We start from the raw sequence: 14,290 nt of genomic DNA, 5'->3' as shown, positions 1-14,290 counted from the left end.
TCACCCCGGCAGGCTCGCCACGTGAGCTTGCTGAACATTGTGGCTAATCAAGTACGTCGAAGACATGGTCCGCGCGAAGGCCTTCTATGAAGCCGTCTTCGGTGTGCAACTCGTCCGGCTGGACACCCCGGACATGGAGATTTGGGCCTTTCCCATGCTCGGCGAGCGATATGGTGCGGCTGGCGCGCTGGTCAGGATGCCGGGTGTCCAGGTCGGCGCAAACAGCGTTGTCGTGTATTTCAGTTGCGACGATTGCGCTGTCCAGGCCGCCAGGGCAGCGAATGCAGGCGGGCAGATCTGCAAGGAGAAGATGTCCATCGGGCAATACGGACATATCGCGCTGATTGCCGACAGCGAAGGAAATCTCATCGGTCTGCATTCGCTGCGCTAGACTTTCGTCACCCCGCAAGAACATTGCGATCAATGGGTTCGTATCGGACAAGGGTCGAGCGGTGCTGAACGTATTTTTCACCGTCGATGTCGAAATATGGTGCGACGGCTGGGAAGACATCGACCGGAAGTTCCCGGAGGCCTTTCGCAGGTACATCCACGGCCCGACGCCGCGCGGCGGCTTCGGCTTGCCTTACCAGCTCGATGTCTTGCGCGATCAGGGAATTGGCGCGACCTTTTTCGTCGAGCCGCTCTTCTCGACGCGTTTCGGCCCTCATCCTCTCGAGGAGATCGTCCATCTCGTTCGGGAGGGTGGCCAGGAGGTGCAGCTTCACCTGCATACTGAATGGGTGGATGAATCGCGGGAACCCCTTCTTGAAGATTGCCGGCGCAAGCGTCAGCACCTCTTCATGTTCAGCCGGGACGAACAGCGGCGGCTGATCACGATCGGTTTGGGCCTGCTCCGCGCTGCTGGAGCCGATGCGATCAATGCCTTTCGTGCAGGTAGCTTCGGCTTCAACGTTGACACGCTCCGCGCGCTGTCCGCCAGCGGCATCGATTTCGACAGCAGCTATAACGCGACCTTGTTCGGGCCTGGTAGTGGCGTGCTGTCGGGTCGGGTAGTCGTCGAGCCGGTCGCGTGTGAGGGAGTCATCGAGTACCCGATGGCCGTCTTCGACGACGGAACTGGCCTGCGTCATGTCCAGCTCGCTGCCTGTTCGTCTGCCGAACTCGAGAGCCTGCTGTGGCAGGCTCTCGAGCGCCAGCGCAAGGCGTTCGTCATCCTGTCGCACAGTTTCGAGTTGCTCAATCAGGCCAAGAACCGGCCGGACGACATCGTCGTCCGGCGGTTCCGGAGGCTCTGCGCGTTTCTCGACCGAAATCGCGACTCCTTTCGCAGTTGCCGGTTCAGCGGCCTGACGCCGGATCTCCCGGCCGAACAGCCGGCACCTCTGACCAGCGGGCTATGGGCGACGGGACGACGGATCATCGAGCAGGCCTATCGGAGGAGATATCGATGAACGGTGCGGACTCGCCGAAAGTACGCTGCGGCGGACGCGAATCGCATACCCTTCTTCGCGGGACGGCGAGCCAGGAGCTGTCCGGCGGCCAGCCTAGTGCACGGGAGGGAGTCGCCGCAGGAGGCCTCCGGAAGCGTGAGAATCGGACCCTTCGAGGACCACTACACCTGCGGAGCAGGCGCCGATGAGCGAGCCGATCGACTTCTACTTTGACTTTTCTTCTCCATATGGCTATCTGGCTTCGGAGAAGATCGACGAGTTGGCCTCCCGCCACGGCCGCAAGGTGCACTGGCGGCCGATCCTGCTCGGAGTGATCTTCCAGCATACCGGTGCGGCACCGCTGACGATGGTGCCGCTAAAGGGCGAGTATTCACTGCGCGACTTTTCGCGCTCGGCGCGTTTTCTGGATATCGACTACACGCATCCGGAAACCTTTCCACTGCCCACCCAGCACGCCGCGCGCGCCTACTATTGGTTGCACGACCGCGATTGCGCCAAGGCAAGGGAATTTGCGCATAGCGTGTTTCGCGCGCTCTATGTCGAGGGGCGAGACATCTCGATGATCGACGTCGTGCTCGACCTGGCCGCGAGGCAGGGGTTCGTCCGTGAGGAACTCGTCACTGCTCTGGGTGGCGGCGAGCTAAAGGAACGTCTGCGAGCCGAATGTGCCACGGCGCTTGCCCGGGGGGTCTTCGGCTCACCGTACATCATCGTCGACGGCGAACCTTTCTTCGGTGTCGATCGCCTGCCGCAAATCGAGCGCTGGCTGGCCAGCGGAGGGTTCTGATGCCGATCCTGACGACACGCCTCGAAGCGCGAAGCGCCGAGTTCCGGGGCAACGTCTCGGCGATGCAGGGCGTGGTCGCCGATCTGCGCTCGACGATCGCCCGGATTGCCCTGGGCGGGCCGGAATCGGCGCGCCAGAAGCACCTCGCACGGGGCAAGCTTCTGCCTCGCGAGCGGGTGAATGCACTGATCGATCCGGGCTCGCCGTTTCTCGAGCTTTCCCAGCTCGCGGCCTACGGGATGTACGGGGACGCGCATCCTTTCGAGGTCCCAGCGGCTTCGCTGATCAGCGGGATCGGCCGGGTCGCCGGTGTCGAGTGCCTGATCGTCGCCAACGACGCGACGGTCAAGGGGGGTACCTATTATCCGATGAGCGTCAAGAAACACCTTCGCGCGCAGGAGATTGCCCGCGAGAATCGTCTGCCGTGCCTCTACCTGGTCGATTCGGGAGGCGCATTCCTGCCCATGCAGGACGAGGTCTTTCCGGATCGCGAGCACTTCGGGCGGATCTTCTACAATCAGGCGAGGCTCTCGGCGGCGGGAATCCCGCAGATCGCCGCGGTCCTCGGCTCATGCACCGCTGGGGGCGCGTACGTGCCGGCAATGTGCGACGAATCGATCATCGTCAAGGAGCAAGGCACGATCTTCCTTGGAGGCCCGCCGCTCGTCCGGGCGGCGACCGGTGAGGTGGTCACCGCGGAGGAACTCGGTGGTGCCGACGTGCATACGCGCATCTCGGGGGTGGCCGATCACTTTGCCGAGAACGACGCGCACGCGCTGGCCATCGCCAGGCGAATCGTCGGCCACCTCAACTGGCGCAAGCGACCACCAGCAAGCGTCGTCGAGCCGAAGGAGCCACTTTACCCCGTCGAGGAACTCTACGGTGTGATTCCCAACGACGCCAGGAAGCCCTTCGACGTGCGCGAGGTCATCGCCCGGATCGTCGATGGGTCGGACTTCGACGAGTTCAAGGCCCGTTACGGGACGACGCTGGTCTGTGGTTTCGCGCGGCTCTGGGGTTATCCTTTAGGCATCGTCGCGAACAACGGCATTCTCTTTTCGGAGTCGTCGCTGAAGGCCGCTCATTTCGTCGAACTCTGCGCACAGCGCGGGATCCCGCTGCTTTTCCTGCAGAACATCACCGGCTTCATGGTCGGCCGCAGCTACGAGAACCGGGGCATCGCCCGCGACGGAGCGAAGATGGTTACCGCGGTCGCCTGTGCGAACGTGCCGAAGTTCACCGTCGTCATCGGCGGTTCGTTCGGTGCCGGCAACTACGGGATGTGTGGGCGCGCCTACTCGCCACGTTTCCTGTGGATGTGGCCCAACGCGCGCATCTCGGTGATGGGTGGCGAGCAGGCGGCGAACGTTTTGGCGACGGTCAGGCGGGACGGGATCGAAGCCACTGGCGGGACCTGGAGCACTGGCGAGGAGGAGGCCTTCAAGGCCCGGATCCGCGAGCAGTACGAGCGTCAGGGGCACCCGTACTATGCGAGCGCCCGCCTCTGGGATGACGGCGTGATCGACCCGGTCGATACTCGCCGGGTTGTCGGACTCGGCCTGTCGGCGGCCCTCAACGCCGAAGCCGAAGCGACTCGCTTCGGCATTTTCCGGATGTAGGGGCGCGGCATGAGCGACCAGCAAACGATCATCAGCGAAGTGGATGGCGGTGTCGGCATCCTGACGATGAACCGGGCGCAGCGGCACAATGCCTTCGACGAGGAACTGATCGCCGCGATGACCGAAGCCTTGCGTCGGCTACGCGCCGACTCCCGTGTCAGGGTTGTCGTCCTGTCAGCCAGGGGAAGGAGCTTCTGCGCCGGTGCCGATCTCGGCTGGATGAGGCGCGCCGCCGGCTACTCACCCGAAGAGAACCTCAACGATGCGCGAAAGCTCGCCGATCTGATGTCCACTCTCAACGAGATGCCGAAACCGACGATCGCCCGTGTGCAGGGCCCGGCGTACGGTGGCGGAGTGGGTCTGATCGCTGCCTGTGACGTCGCCGTCGGAACCTACGACGCCGTGTTCGCTCTCAGCGAGGTCAAGCTCGGCATCGTGCCGGCGGTGATCAGCCCGTACGTCCTCGCGGCGATCGGCGAGCGCTACTGCCGCCGATACATGCTGACCGCCGAGCGATTTTCGGCAGCCGAAGCTTACCGGATTGGCCTGCTGCACGAGATCGTACCCGGCGAGGAGCAACTGGACGAGGCGATTGCCGAGATCGTCGAAACCCTGCTCGCCAACGGGCCGAACGCGCAAGCCGAATGCAAGTCGCTGATTCGCGTGGTGACCGGACAGCCGATCGACGAGCAGACGACCGAGGAGACCGCCGAGCGGATCACCCGGGTCCGGGCCAGCGAAGAAGGGCGGGAAGGTCTGGCCGCCTTTCTCGAGAAACGCCCGCCAGCCTGGATCATCGACTGATGGTTGTGCGCCACGCCCGACTCGCCGAGGCAGTCGTTGGCGGTGACCGACGCGTCATCCGCCCCCTCGTCGCGACGGCCGCTTCGCCGGACGGGATGGTGTATCCTGATCAGGAGGGCGCAGCACCACTGGCCGGCAAACAGCGCCGGCGGCGTACTGCAGCCCAGCCAAGCCAGGAACCTGTGCAACGATGTTCAGCAAGATCCTGATTGCGAACCGCGGCGAGATTGCCTGTCGGGTGATCCGCACCGCCCGCCGGATGGGTGTCCGCACGGTAGGCGTCTACTCGGAGGCAGACGGCGACGCGCGTCACGTGCGCCTCGCAGACGAGGCCGTATGCATTGGCGGGAGCGCCGCCTGCGAGTCCTATCTGGTCGCCGAGCGCCTGGTCGATGCGGCCAGGCGAACCGGGGCCGAGGCGGTGCATCCGGGCTACGGCTTTCTTTCCGAGAATGCCGACTTTGCCGAAGCCTGCGCCGCGGCCGGCATCGCCTTCGTCGGGCCTCCGCCCGGAGCAATCCGGGCGATGGGCTCGAAGGCCGCAGCGAAGGCTCTGATCGAAGCTGCCGGCGTGCCGCTGGCCCCAGGGTACCATGGGGAGCGACAGGATCCAGACTATCTGCAGGATAGGGCTGAGGCGATCGGCTATCCTGTGCTGATCAAGGCGGTCGCCGGGGGAGGCGGAAAGGGCATGCGCCTGGTCGAACGCAGCGAGGACTTCGCGGCGGCTCTGGGTTCGTGCCAGCGCGAAGCACTGGCCTCGTTCAAGTCGCCAGACGTGCTCATTGAGAAGTACCTGCGCCGGGCGCGGCACATCGAGGTGCAGATCTTTGCCGATCGGCACGGGCATTGCGTCCATCTGTTCGAGCGCGACTGCTCCGTGCAGCGCCGGCACCAGAAAGTCCTCGAAGAGGCACCGGCACCTGGAATGAAGCCAGCCTGGCGCGCGGCGATGGGCCGAGCCGCCGTCGAAGCGGCGAGGGCCGTCGGTTACGTTGGCGCCGGCACCGTCGAGTTCATCGCCAGCGAGAGTTTCCTCGATGACGGGTGTTTCTACTTCATGGAGATGAACACGCGCCTGCAGGTCGAGCACCCGGTGACCGAGATGATCACCGGACAGGATCTCGTCGAGTGGCAGCTGCGCGTCGCCTGCGGCGAGCCGCTCCCGTTGCACCAGGACCAGCTGGGAATTCGCGGCCATGCCCTCGAGTCACGAATCTACGCGGAAAACCCGGCGCAGGACTTCCTGCCAGCGACCGGTTGCCTGCTGCATCTCGTTCCGCCAAGCGAAAGCATCAATGTGCGCGTCGATACGGGAATCGAACAGGGCGACGAGATCAGCCCGTTCTATGATCCGCTGATCGCCAAGTTGATCGTCTGGGATGTCGACCGCGACGCCGCCCTGGCGCGGATGAGGCAGGCGCTTGCCGACTACCGGATCGTCGGAGTGACGACGAACGTCGAGTTCCTCTCACGGCTCGTCGCCTGTCCGGCCTTCGTCAACGCCGATCTCGACACGGCGCTGATCGAGCGCAGTCGAGCGTTCCTCTTTCCGGAACGGACCGATCCGCCGCGAAGCGTGTTCTACATCGCGGCCGTTGCCGGATTGCTCGAAGAACACGCGGCTGCCGCCGAGCGCGCGGTCCGCTCGGGCGATCCCTGGTCGCCGTGGAGCCAACACGACGGCTGGCGGCTGAACATCCAGTCGCGGCGAACGCTGACCTATCGTAGCGGGGATACGCGCTACGAAGTCGCTGTCGCCTACGAGCTCGACGGTTGGCGGCTGTCGCTTGGCGGCGAATCGGTGCTCGCGCGCGGCCGGGTGCTCGAAAGCGGACGCCTGGCCGGGCAACTGGCTGTCGAACTCGACGATCGCCGCCTCGTCGCCAGCGTCATAGCGGTCACCGAGAAGCAGGAACAGAAGCGCCACGTTTTTCTCGATGGCGGCAATTACGTGATCGTTCGCGACGATCCGCTGCATCTCGTCGAGGCCGGAGACGCGCACGGCGGAGGCCTTACGGCCCCGATGCCGGGCAAGGTCATCGCGCTGCTTGCCGGAGTTGGGCAGCACGTCGCGCGCGGGGCGCCGCTGCTCATTCTCGAAGCGATGAAGATGGAGCACACGATCACCGCACCCAAGGACGGAATGGTCAGGGCCTTTCGCTATGCGGCCGGCGAGCAGGTTGCCGACGGTGCCGAACTCGTCGATTTCGAGACCGACGGATGAGTTTGCCGCGTCGTGTGAGGCTGATCGAGGTTGGTCCGCGGGACGGTCTGCAGGCCGAGCAGACGATCGTCCCGACGACCGTCAAGGTCGAGCTGATCGAGCGCCTCTGCGAAGCCGGACTGCCGGCGATCGAGGTTACCTCGTTCGTCTCTCCGAAGTGGGTACCGCAGATGGCCGACAACGCGGAAGTCTTGCGTGCCGTGCTGGCCAGCCCGCGGCGGCGGGTGGGCGTGTCGTTCCCGGTGCTGACGCCCAATCTGAAGGGCTTCGACGCTGCCGTCGAAGCTGGCGCCGAAGAGGTTGCGATCTTCGCTGCGGCGTCGGAAAGCTTCTCGCAGAAGAACATCAACTGCAGCATCGCCGACAGTCTGAGGCGCTTGGCCGCCGTCGTCGATGCCGCGAGTGCACTCGACATCCGGGTGCGCGGCTATGTGTCCTGTGCCGTCGCCTGTCCGTACGAAGGCGTTGTCGCGCCTGAGAAAACCGCCCGGGTTGCGCAGCGTCTCGTCGAGATGGGCTGCTACGAGGTCTCACTCGGCGACACGATCGGCGCCGGGACCCCGGCCTCGGTGTGCCGGATGATCGAAGCCTGCGCGACGAGCATGCCGATCGACCGGTTCGCCGGACACTACCATGACACTTTCGGAATGGCCATTGCCAACATCTATGCGTCGCTGGAACTCGGCATGACCACCTTCGACTGTTCGGTTGCCGGGCTCGGCGGGTGTCCGTATGCGGCTGGAGCAACCGGCAACGTGGCGACCGAAGACGTCGTCTATCTGCTCGATGGTCTCAATATCGAAACTGGCGTGGATATGGACCGTCTACTGGCCTCCGGCGAGTTCATCTCGGCCCACCTCGGTCGCCAGCCCGCCTCGAAGGCCGCTCGTGCACTGCGCGCCAGGAGGCTCGAGGCATGAGCGTGGACCTCGGCGAGCGGAAGCAGGCGCAGCGGCAGGTCGAGGTCGCTTCGCCATGTATCGGCATCTGCCGCATCGACCCGGGAACAGGCTGGTGCTCAGGCTGCTTTCGGACGATCGGCGAGATTGCCCTTTGGGGCGAGGCGAGCGACGAGCAGAGACTGACCGTACTGATGGCCGTCGAGCGCCGACGCGCCGAGCACGACCCGCAGGGCTGTGCCGCCGGAGGAGAGCTGCGCAGTGACTGTGAGCGTTGAGACTCGACGATGAGCGACCTGGCGGAAGAGTACATCTGCGTCGGGATCTGCATGCCGGACCCCGATTCAGGGTACTGCCTCGGTTGCGGTCGTCCCCCGCTACCTGCGCCTGCAGGGAGTTTCGGTATAGTCGTCGAAGAACTGCGGCCACAGAATCTGCCAGGAGAGCCAGCCGACGAGGATTCGTCGCAGCGCTGATCGCGCGGTGAGTGTCGGGATGATGGCCGTCTGCTGACGGGCCGTCCCACCAACGGCCCGGACGGTTCTCGCAGGCAACGCGGAATTCGTCGAGCGGCCGTTTGTCGTATGCTAGCGGCCTGGCATCTGCGCTGGCGGTTGCGCCGGTACCCCCGGTGGCATTCGGACGCGGGGCCTGCCAGTCGCCGACCCGAGCGAAGCACCCGTTTCCCAGAAAGGAGTGATCAATGGCCAAGAAGAACGACGAGTTGTTCAGTTTCCTTCCCGACATCGACGAGAACAGCCCCCAGGGGACCGTCGGATGTCTCAGGCTGAGTCAGCTCAAGCCCACGCAGAACGCTGTCGGCATGGATGAGGTGAACGCCAAGGTCAAGAAGATCAAGGCGAAGAATGACGACCAACTGACCGACTACCTGCTGCCGCGCACGGTGCCGGTGATCATCGGCAACGGTGGTCAGTACTACCTGATCGACCACCATCACCTGACCAAGTCGCTGTGGATGGCCAAGGGAGACATGGCGATTCCCGTGCTGGTCATGCGCAACTGGGCTCCGATCAAGGGCGATCGCTTCTGGAAGGCGATGGCCGGCAGCAACTGGGTCTATCCGTTCGACGCGATGGGCGCTGGCCCGTTCAATCCGGTTACCCTGAAGCAGCATGTCACGGACCTCGACAACGACCTTTACCGGAGCCTGTCGTGGGTGGTCCGCGAAGCCTACGGCTACGTCAAGGACCCCAACAACGCGATTTTTGCCGAGTTCAAGTGGGGGACCTTCTTCCGCACCCGGGTGATCTTCAACGAGCAGTTGACCAGCACACGGAAGAATCCCGCGGGACTGACTCTCGGGGACATCGAGAGCGCCGATCCGGAGGACTACGCCGACAAGATTGCCTACGCACGGCACTTGGCCAGTTCTCCCGAGGCGGCCGGCCTGCCAGGCTTCGTCGGTCGCAGTCGCTAGCCAGGCCGGCCCGATGGGTCGCCGCGGGGGTTTCAGGAAGGCCTCTGCGGCTATCCGTTAATGCCCCGCGCCGGTCTGCTGCGAAGTGTGGAATGCGCGGATTGCGAGCACGACACCGGTGATCAGCAGGGTGATGCCGAGCAGCGCGCTGGCGCCCGGCATCGTGCCTCGCCAGACGAAGGCGTAGGCGAAGGCGGCCAATGTTTCGAAGACGATCAACTGCCCGCTGAGCGCGGTCGGAAGGAGCCGGCAGGCGCGATTCCAGAGCAGCGTGCCGAGCCAGGAGGCGCACAGACCGAGTGCCAGCATCAGCGCGATGTAGCGCAGCGGATCGGGTCCGAGCGGGTAATCGAACGCGCCGCCCATGGCCCATAAAGGGCCGGTCAGCGCCATGCCGACAACGGCCAGTGGCAAGGTCGCCAGACCCTGGGCGACGGCCCAGGTTCCCGATGCGAGTCCGGGGTTCTCGCGCAGCCACCTGGCGTTGCGGATTGGGTACCAGGTCCAGGCGCCGACGGCGGCGAGCGCCAGCAGAGCACCGGTGAAGTGATCCTGCACGCTGCGCTGAGCTCCGGCCAGCCCGATCTCGTGCTGGTTGACCAGCGCGATGCCGCTCCCGGTGACCAGCAGGGCGGGCAACAGGCGAGGCCAGGGCAGCGCGTCGGCCCCGAGATTGGCGACGATGGCGATGACCACTGGCAGGGTACCGACGATCATCGTCGGCAGCGGCGCGTCGGCGCGCTGGACCGCCGCCGAGAGGAAGAGGTAATAGAGGATGTTGCCGACCAGCGCCAGCTCGGCAGCCATTCGCCAGTCCCGCCAGCCGAGCTGGCGCAGTCGCGGCAGGTCGGCCGAGGCGAGGAAGACGGCGATGATCCCGAAGCCGATATAGCGCCCGAAGGAGAGCGCCGCGGGTGGGTATTCGGGCAGGATCAGCGGTACGATGAAGACGAACCCCCAGAGCAGGCCGGCGCCGAGCGCACAGGTGATTCCCCCGATCAGGGGACGCGGTGCAGGGCCTCGGGCAGCCGCGTCACTGTCCGCGTGTGACCGGTTCAGGCTCGCGAGCGGAAAACGGGCAGCGTCGGCAGCGAAGGCCATTCAATCGCGTCGAGCATGTTCTTGACGACCAGGCCGAGTTCGGTGTCGCCGACGATCGACAGTTCGCGTCTGAAGAACAGCGTGTCGGGGTCTTCCTGGCGGGCGAGGAGCTGCAGGAAAGCGGCGAGATTGGCCTGGAAGCGCAGGTCGGCGGTGGTTGGGCAGGCGAGCAGGGGCCGGAAGACGCCACGCTGGCAGCGGAAACAGGCCAGTGCACCGGCGTCGAGCACTTCGACGACGAAGGTACGGTCCTCAAGGCGTGCAAGAGCATCCTCGGGGAGCAGACCGAGTTTGGCCGCGGCGTTGAGCGCGGCGACCAGGACCAGCGAGTGGGGCCACTGCGGCAGATGCACACCGATAACCGACACGATCTCGGGCAGCCTGAAGGGGGGAATCGTGAAACCAAGGCTCATTGGCGATCTCCGTGGGAGTATCAGGCGGTCGGCTGATGGCAGGCTATTCCGGCTTCCGAGAACCAGTACCCATCGACCAGCCCGTCGCTGGCCCAACCAGTGCAGTCGGCAGTGACTTCCCTGCCGCAGCGGGCAGCGTCGAAGGCGCCGATGATCTCGGGCATTGCCCGAGCCTGCGGGCTGATGCGCACGACCTCGATACCCCTGTCGAGTATTCGGGGCATCTGCGCAAGCAGGCTGTAGGTCTGCGCCGACATCGTCTGGATGCCGTTGATGGTCAGGAAGGGTTGCCCTTCCCGGGTGCGCAGCGTGATCCCTTCGGGGTGTTCAAGACACCTGAACTGGCAGTCGTCCTTGTTGAGGTTGTAGTGACGCGCTGTGAAGCAGCGTGCGGAAAAAGCCAGGGGCAACTTGCCGAAGACGAAGACTTCGGTCTCAACCCCAGCCGGTCGACTACTGTGAAGCGTTTCGATCAGCCGGCGATCGGCTTCCAGCGGGGGAATCCAGCGGCACATACCGTAGCGCGCGAAGGTGGCCAGCGTGACCTCGTTGTAGATGTTCAGATGGGGGCCGGCGACGAAAGGGCGACCCCCGGCAATGTTCACCGCGCCGAGATCGTTGGCTTCGAGCCGGCACCCCGGGATACCGGTGATCTCGTCGGCCAGGCGGCGCAGCGCCTTCAGATCGCTCTCGGATTCGAGTAGCGCCTGCGCCGACACGACCACTTCCTTGCCTGCCGCGCAGAGGTCGCGCGCCAGCCCGAGCCAGTCGCCAACCCGGACCTGTTGCCGCCGCGAGCAGACGACCTCGCCGATGTAGATGATGTCCAGCGCCGAATTCTCGGCCATATCGGCGTAAAACGAAAAGACCTCGCTTCTTGGCCAGAAGTAGAGCAGGGGTCCGAGCGCGAGCTTCATCTGCGCGCTCCGCCTAGCGCCACGGACGGTCATACGCGCCGAGCGTCACCTGACTGCCCTCGGACACCCTGGCGAGCTCCTTTTGCCATGCGGGGCGGACATGGTAGCGCTGCGCGCCATCGGCAAGCTCGTCGAGCGCTGCACGCAAGGTTCGCGTGACCTGCGCGACGTAAGTCGGGCTGCGCTGGCGTCCCTCGACCTTGACCGCCGCCACGCCGATGCGTGCGATATCCGGAAGGATTTCGAGCACGTTGAGGCTGGTCGGCTCCTCGAGAGCGTAGTACGTCTCGCCCTGGACTTCGAAGCGGCCCTTGCACAGTGTCGGATAGCCTGCCGCTTCATCGTCGGCGAAGGAGTCGATGAGGATTCCGTTGAGACGGGTGTTCATTCGCCCTGGCGACTTCTCCCACTGCACATGACGGGCTGGCGAGCAGGCGCCAACGGTATTCGGTGACTCGCCGGTAGCGTACGAGGAGAGCCAGCACCGTCCCTCGTTCATCACGCAGAGGCTACCGAAGCCGAAGACTTCGATGGCCACCGGGGTGTTGCGGATGACCGTCTCGACCTGGGCCAGGGTCAATACGCGCGGCAGCACTGCGCGGCGGATTCCAAACTCGCGGTGCGCGAAATTGACGGCCTCGTAGCTGGTGGCCGACCCCTGGACTGAGAGGTGCAGGCGAAGCCCGGGGTGGCGTCTGCTGGCGTAGTCGAGCAGGCCGACATCGGCGAGGATCACCGCATCGACGCCGAGTGCCGCGGCTTCGTCGACCGCGTGCTGCCAGTCCACGGCCCGTCCCGGCTGGGCGAAGGTGTTGATCGCCAGCAGTACCCGCCGGTTGCGTGCGTGTGCGTAGCGTATACCTTCGACCATCGCCGGGCGATCGAAGTTGAGTCCCGCGAAATTGCGCGCGTTGGTGTCGTTGCGGAACCCGAAATACACTTCGTCCGCACCATGGTCGACGGCAGCCTTGAGCGCCGGCAGGCTGCCAGCGGGGCAGACGAGTCGGGGAACCTTCATGGGCGGCATCGGAAACCTTGGCAATTGGACTCCGCAGTATAGCGGCAGCCAGCCATCCTTACTTGACGCGGGTCAATTGCTCGCCGATTCGTTCAACCGGAGACGCAACCGGCGGAGATACGCCAGCCCCTCGATGGCCCGGCTGCCGTACCAGCTGACCATTTCCCCGTCGATCAGTGACGCCTTCGTACCCGGGACTTTCCGGGCGATCAGCCGCAGATCCCGCGTGCGGAAAGGGTACGGTTCGCTGGACAGCAAGACGATCTGTGCATGGCGAGCGAGCTGCGGCAGATCGACCTCGGGATAGCGAATGTCGCTGTGGGCCGGCAAGGTGTCCCAGCCAGCGGCTCCGAGCATCGCCGAAATGTAGGTCTGGCGGGCCACGCTGATCCACGGGTTGCGCCAGATCAGATAAACGACCGCCTGACGGGGCAGCCGTCGGGTTGCCGAGGCCAGTTCGGACCATTCGCGCTCGAACGCCGCGCAGAGGCTTTCGGCTTCGGCATCGCGCCCGAAGACTCCGCCAATCAGGCGGAAGAGACCCAGATTATCGCGAGCCGTCAGCGGGTGCGTGACGATTACGCTCGGGACGAACTCGCTCAACGGCTCGACCTCCTCGCGCCGATTCTCGTCGATGTTGACCAGGACGTGAGTTGGCTCGAACTCGCGCAGCCTGTCGATCCGGAAACCGCGTGTCCCACCCAGTTTGGGTACCTGCCTCAGGCTCTCGCGAGGATGGATACAGAAGCCGGTACGGCCAACCAGGAAAGGGCCGAGGCCCAGCGCGACCACCAGTTCGGTCAGGCTCGGGACCAGCGAGACGATTCGCGGTGCGCCGCGGTGGCAAGGGTGCATCTTGCCCAGAGCATCGGACCAGAGCATGATCGGGCTTCCGGCCAGTGGAAAGGAGAGGAGGAAGGGATGCTAACGCAGAAACTCGCCGTCGTGACCGGTGCGGGGCGGGGCCTCGGCTACTCGGTGGCCACACAGCTCGCCGTTGCCGGATGTAAGGTGCTGATCGTCGGCCGCGACGCCGAGGCGATCGGCGAGGCCGCCCGGCAGCTGCAGCAGAGCGGTCTCGACGTGCTGGCTCATGTCGCCGACGTGACTGATGCGAGCGCCGTCGCGGCGCTCGCTGCCCGAGTGCGCCGCGAGTTCGGTCGTTGCGACGTCCTGGTCAACAACGCCGGGGTTTTCCTCGAGAAACACGACCCGGCGCTTCCCAAGGCGGCCAGTGTCCTCGCTGTCGAGCCCGAGCTCGTGGCCGAGATCCACGCCTGCAACGCGCTCGCCCCGCTGCGCCTGATTCAGGTCCTCGTGCCCCTGATGCGCGAGAACGGCTGGGGCCGCGTGGTCAATGTCTCGTCGGGGATGGGGCAACTGGCGGACATGGGCGGACTCTGGCCGGGTTACCGGATGTCCAAGGCCGCCCTCAACGCGTTGACCAGACTGACGGCGAAGGAACTCGAAGCCGACCCGACCAAGGTCAACTCGGTGTGTCCCGGGTGGTGTCGCACGCGAATGGGTGGCGAGGGCGCGCCGCGCAGTGCCGAAGAGGGAGCCCGGGGGATCGTCTGGGCGGCTCTTCTGCCCGACGATGGACCGACCGGCGGGTTCTTCCGTGATGGGCAGCCGATCGACTGGTGAGCGGGCTG

The 14,290-nt window shown here is 65.1% G+C and carries 15 protein-coding genes; 10 read left to right on the top strand and 5 right to left on the bottom strand.

Features of this window, described 5'->3' with window-relative positions:
- The first annotated feature begins 64 nt into the window (after window positions 1-64).
- The 9 genes from NFW05_RS04410 to NFW05_RS04370 all read left to right on the top strand — a co-directional run bounded on the left by NFW05_RS04410 (window position 65) and on the right by NFW05_RS04370 (window position 9,186).
- Complete coding sequence (locus NFW05_RS04410; RefSeq protein ID WP_295303024.1) at window positions 65-391, top strand: VOC family protein; 327 nt, start codon at window positions 65-67, stop codon at window positions 389-391.
- Between the two features lie 61 nt (window positions 392-452).
- On the top strand, window positions 453-1,412 hold the full coding sequence (locus NFW05_RS04405) for a polysaccharide deacetylase (protein WP_295303023.1): 960 nt from the start codon (window positions 453-455) through the stop codon (window positions 1,410-1,412).
- A 184-nt stretch (window positions 1,413-1,596) separates the two neighbouring features.
- Entirely contained in the window at window positions 1,597-2,199 is a 603-nt protein-coding gene (locus NFW05_RS04400; RefSeq protein ID WP_295303022.1) for a 2-hydroxychromene-2-carboxylate isomerase, read from the top strand.
- Window positions 2,199-3,818, top strand: coding sequence for a carboxyl transferase domain-containing protein (locus tag NFW05_RS04395; RefSeq protein ID WP_295303021.1), 1,620 nt, complete (start codon window positions 2,199-2,201; stop codon window positions 3,816-3,818). The genes NFW05_RS04400 and NFW05_RS04395 overlap by 1 nt, the downstream gene beginning before the upstream one ends.
- A 9-nt stretch (window positions 3,819-3,827) precedes the next feature.
- Window positions 3,828-4,622, top strand: coding sequence for an enoyl-CoA hydratase/isomerase family protein (locus NFW05_RS04390; protein ID WP_295303020.1), 795 nt, complete (start codon window positions 3,828-3,830; stop codon window positions 4,620-4,622).
- A 190-nt stretch (window positions 4,623-4,812) separates the two neighbouring features.
- The gene (locus NFW05_RS04385; RefSeq protein ID WP_295303019.1) at window positions 4,813-6,849 is read left to right on the top strand and encodes an acetyl/propionyl/methylcrotonyl-CoA carboxylase subunit alpha; all 2,037 of its coding nucleotides are present in this window, start codon (window positions 4,813-4,815) and stop codon (window positions 6,847-6,849) included.
- Window positions 6,846-7,769 carry a hydroxymethylglutaryl-CoA lyase gene (locus tag NFW05_RS04380; RefSeq protein WP_295303018.1) on the top strand — a complete coding sequence of 308 codons (924 nt, stop codon included), beginning with the start codon at window positions 6,846-6,848 and terminating at the stop codon, window positions 7,767-7,769. The genes NFW05_RS04385 and NFW05_RS04380 overlap by 4 nt, the downstream gene beginning before the upstream one ends.
- A complete protein-coding gene (locus tag NFW05_RS04375; protein ID WP_295303017.1) occupies window positions 7,766-8,026 on the top strand; it encodes a DUF1289 domain-containing protein in 261 nt (86 codons plus the stop codon). The genes NFW05_RS04380 and NFW05_RS04375 overlap by 4 nt, the downstream gene beginning before the upstream one ends.
- Before the next feature lie 425 nt (window positions 8,027-8,451).
- Window positions 8,452-9,186, top strand: a complete 735-nt coding sequence (locus tag NFW05_RS04370; RefSeq protein ID WP_295303016.1) for a ParB/Srx family N-terminal domain-containing protein — start codon at window positions 8,452-8,454, stop codon at window positions 9,184-9,186.
- Between the two features lie 57 nt (window positions 9,187-9,243).
- On the opposite strand, the gene NFW05_RS04365 is transcribed toward NFW05_RS04370, so the two are convergent.
- The 5 genes from NFW05_RS04365 to NFW05_RS04345 all read right to left on the bottom strand — a co-directional run bounded on the left by NFW05_RS04365 (window position 9,244) and on the right by NFW05_RS04345 (window position 13,517).
- The gene (locus NFW05_RS04365) at window positions 9,244-10,287 is read right to left on the bottom strand and encodes a DMT family transporter (RefSeq protein ID WP_295303015.1); all 1,044 of its coding nucleotides are present in this window, start codon (window positions 10,285-10,287) and stop codon (window positions 9,244-9,246) included.
- On the bottom strand, window positions 10,242-10,700 hold the full coding sequence (locus NFW05_RS04360) for an SCP2 sterol-binding domain-containing protein (RefSeq protein ID WP_295303014.1): 459 nt from the start codon (window positions 10,698-10,700) through the stop codon (window positions 10,242-10,244). Before NFW05_RS04360 ends, NFW05_RS04365 begins: the two co-directional genes overlap by 46 nt.
- A 20-nt stretch (window positions 10,701-10,720) precedes the next feature.
- The gene (locus tag NFW05_RS04355) at window positions 10,721-11,617 is read right to left on the bottom strand and encodes a U32 family peptidase (protein WP_295303013.1); all 897 of its coding nucleotides are present in this window, start codon (window positions 11,615-11,617) and stop codon (window positions 10,721-10,723) included.
- Window positions 11,618-11,630: 13 nt separating this feature from the next.
- The gene (locus tag NFW05_RS04350; protein ID WP_295303012.1) at window positions 11,631-12,644 is read right to left on the bottom strand and encodes a peptidase U32 family protein; all 1,014 of its coding nucleotides are present in this window, start codon (window positions 12,642-12,644) and stop codon (window positions 11,631-11,633) included.
- A 63-nt stretch (window positions 12,645-12,707) separates the two neighbouring features.
- A complete protein-coding gene (locus tag NFW05_RS04345; RefSeq protein ID WP_295303011.1) occupies window positions 12,708-13,517 on the bottom strand; it encodes a helical backbone metal receptor in 810 nt (269 codons plus the stop codon).
- Window positions 13,518-13,556: 39 nt separating this feature from the next.
- On the opposite strand from NFW05_RS04345, the gene NFW05_RS04340 reads away from it, so the two are divergent.
- Window positions 13,557-14,282: an SDR family NAD(P)-dependent oxidoreductase gene (locus NFW05_RS04340; RefSeq protein WP_295303010.1), complete on the top strand. Its 726-nt coding sequence runs from the start codon at window positions 13,557-13,559 to the stop codon at window positions 14,280-14,282.
- Window positions 14,283-14,290 lie beyond the last annotated feature (8 nt).

The organism is Accumulibacter sp., from assembly GCF_023806625.1.
In the GTDB taxonomy this organism is placed as follows: Bacteria; Pseudomonadota; Gammaproteobacteria; order Burkholderiales; family Rhodocyclaceae; genus Accumulibacter.
Note: the sequence above shows the minus strand (reverse complement) of the source record. Positions and strands in the feature narration are given on the sequence as shown.

Excerpts from the sequence above, each read along its gene's own strand:
- NFW05_RS04345 (WP_295303011.1), bottom strand. The coding sequence starts at position 13,517 with ATGCTCTGGTCCGATGCTCTGGGCAAGATGCACCCTTGCCACCGCGGC.
- NFW05_RS04360 (WP_295303014.1), bottom strand. The coding sequence starts at position 10,700 with ATGAGCCTTGGTTTCACGATTCCCCCCTTCAGGCTGCCCGAGATCGTG.
- NFW05_RS04355 (WP_295303013.1), bottom strand. The coding sequence starts at position 11,617 with ATGAAGCTCGCGCTCGGACCCCTGCTCTACTTCTGGCCAAGAAGCGAG.
- NFW05_RS04350 (WP_295303012.1), bottom strand. The coding sequence starts at position 12,644 with ATGCCGCCCATGAAGGTTCCCCGACTCGTCTGCCCCGCTGGCAGCCTG.
- NFW05_RS04340 (WP_295303010.1), top strand. The coding sequence starts at position 13,557 with ATGCTAACGCAGAAACTCGCCGTCGTGACCGGTGCGGGGCGGGGCCTC.
- NFW05_RS04365 (WP_295303015.1), bottom strand. The coding sequence starts at position 10,287 with ATGGCCTTCGCTGCCGACGCTGCCCGTTTTCCGCTCGCGAGCCTGAAC.
- NFW05_RS04395 (WP_295303021.1), top strand. The coding sequence starts at position 2,199 with ATGCCGATCCTGACGACACGCCTCGAAGCGCGAAGCGCCGAGTTCCGG.
- NFW05_RS04370 (WP_295303016.1), top strand. The coding sequence starts at position 8,452 with ATGGCCAAGAAGAACGACGAGTTGTTCAGTTTCCTTCCCGACATCGAC.
- NFW05_RS04390 (WP_295303020.1), top strand. The coding sequence starts at position 3,828 with ATGAGCGACCAGCAAACGATCATCAGCGAAGTGGATGGCGGTGTCGGC.
- NFW05_RS04385 (WP_295303019.1), top strand. The coding sequence starts at position 4,813 with ATGTTCAGCAAGATCCTGATTGCGAACCGCGGCGAGATTGCCTGTCGG.
- NFW05_RS04410 (WP_295303024.1), top strand. The coding sequence starts at position 65 with ATGGTCCGCGCGAAGGCCTTCTATGAAGCCGTCTTCGGTGTGCAACTC.
- NFW05_RS04380 (WP_295303018.1), top strand. The coding sequence starts at position 6,846 with ATGAGTTTGCCGCGTCGTGTGAGGCTGATCGAGGTTGGTCCGCGGGAC.
- NFW05_RS04375 (WP_295303017.1), top strand. The coding sequence starts at position 7,766 with ATGAGCGTGGACCTCGGCGAGCGGAAGCAGGCGCAGCGGCAGGTCGAG.
- NFW05_RS04400 (WP_295303022.1), top strand. The coding sequence starts at position 1,597 with ATGAGCGAGCCGATCGACTTCTACTTTGACTTTTCTTCTCCATATGGC.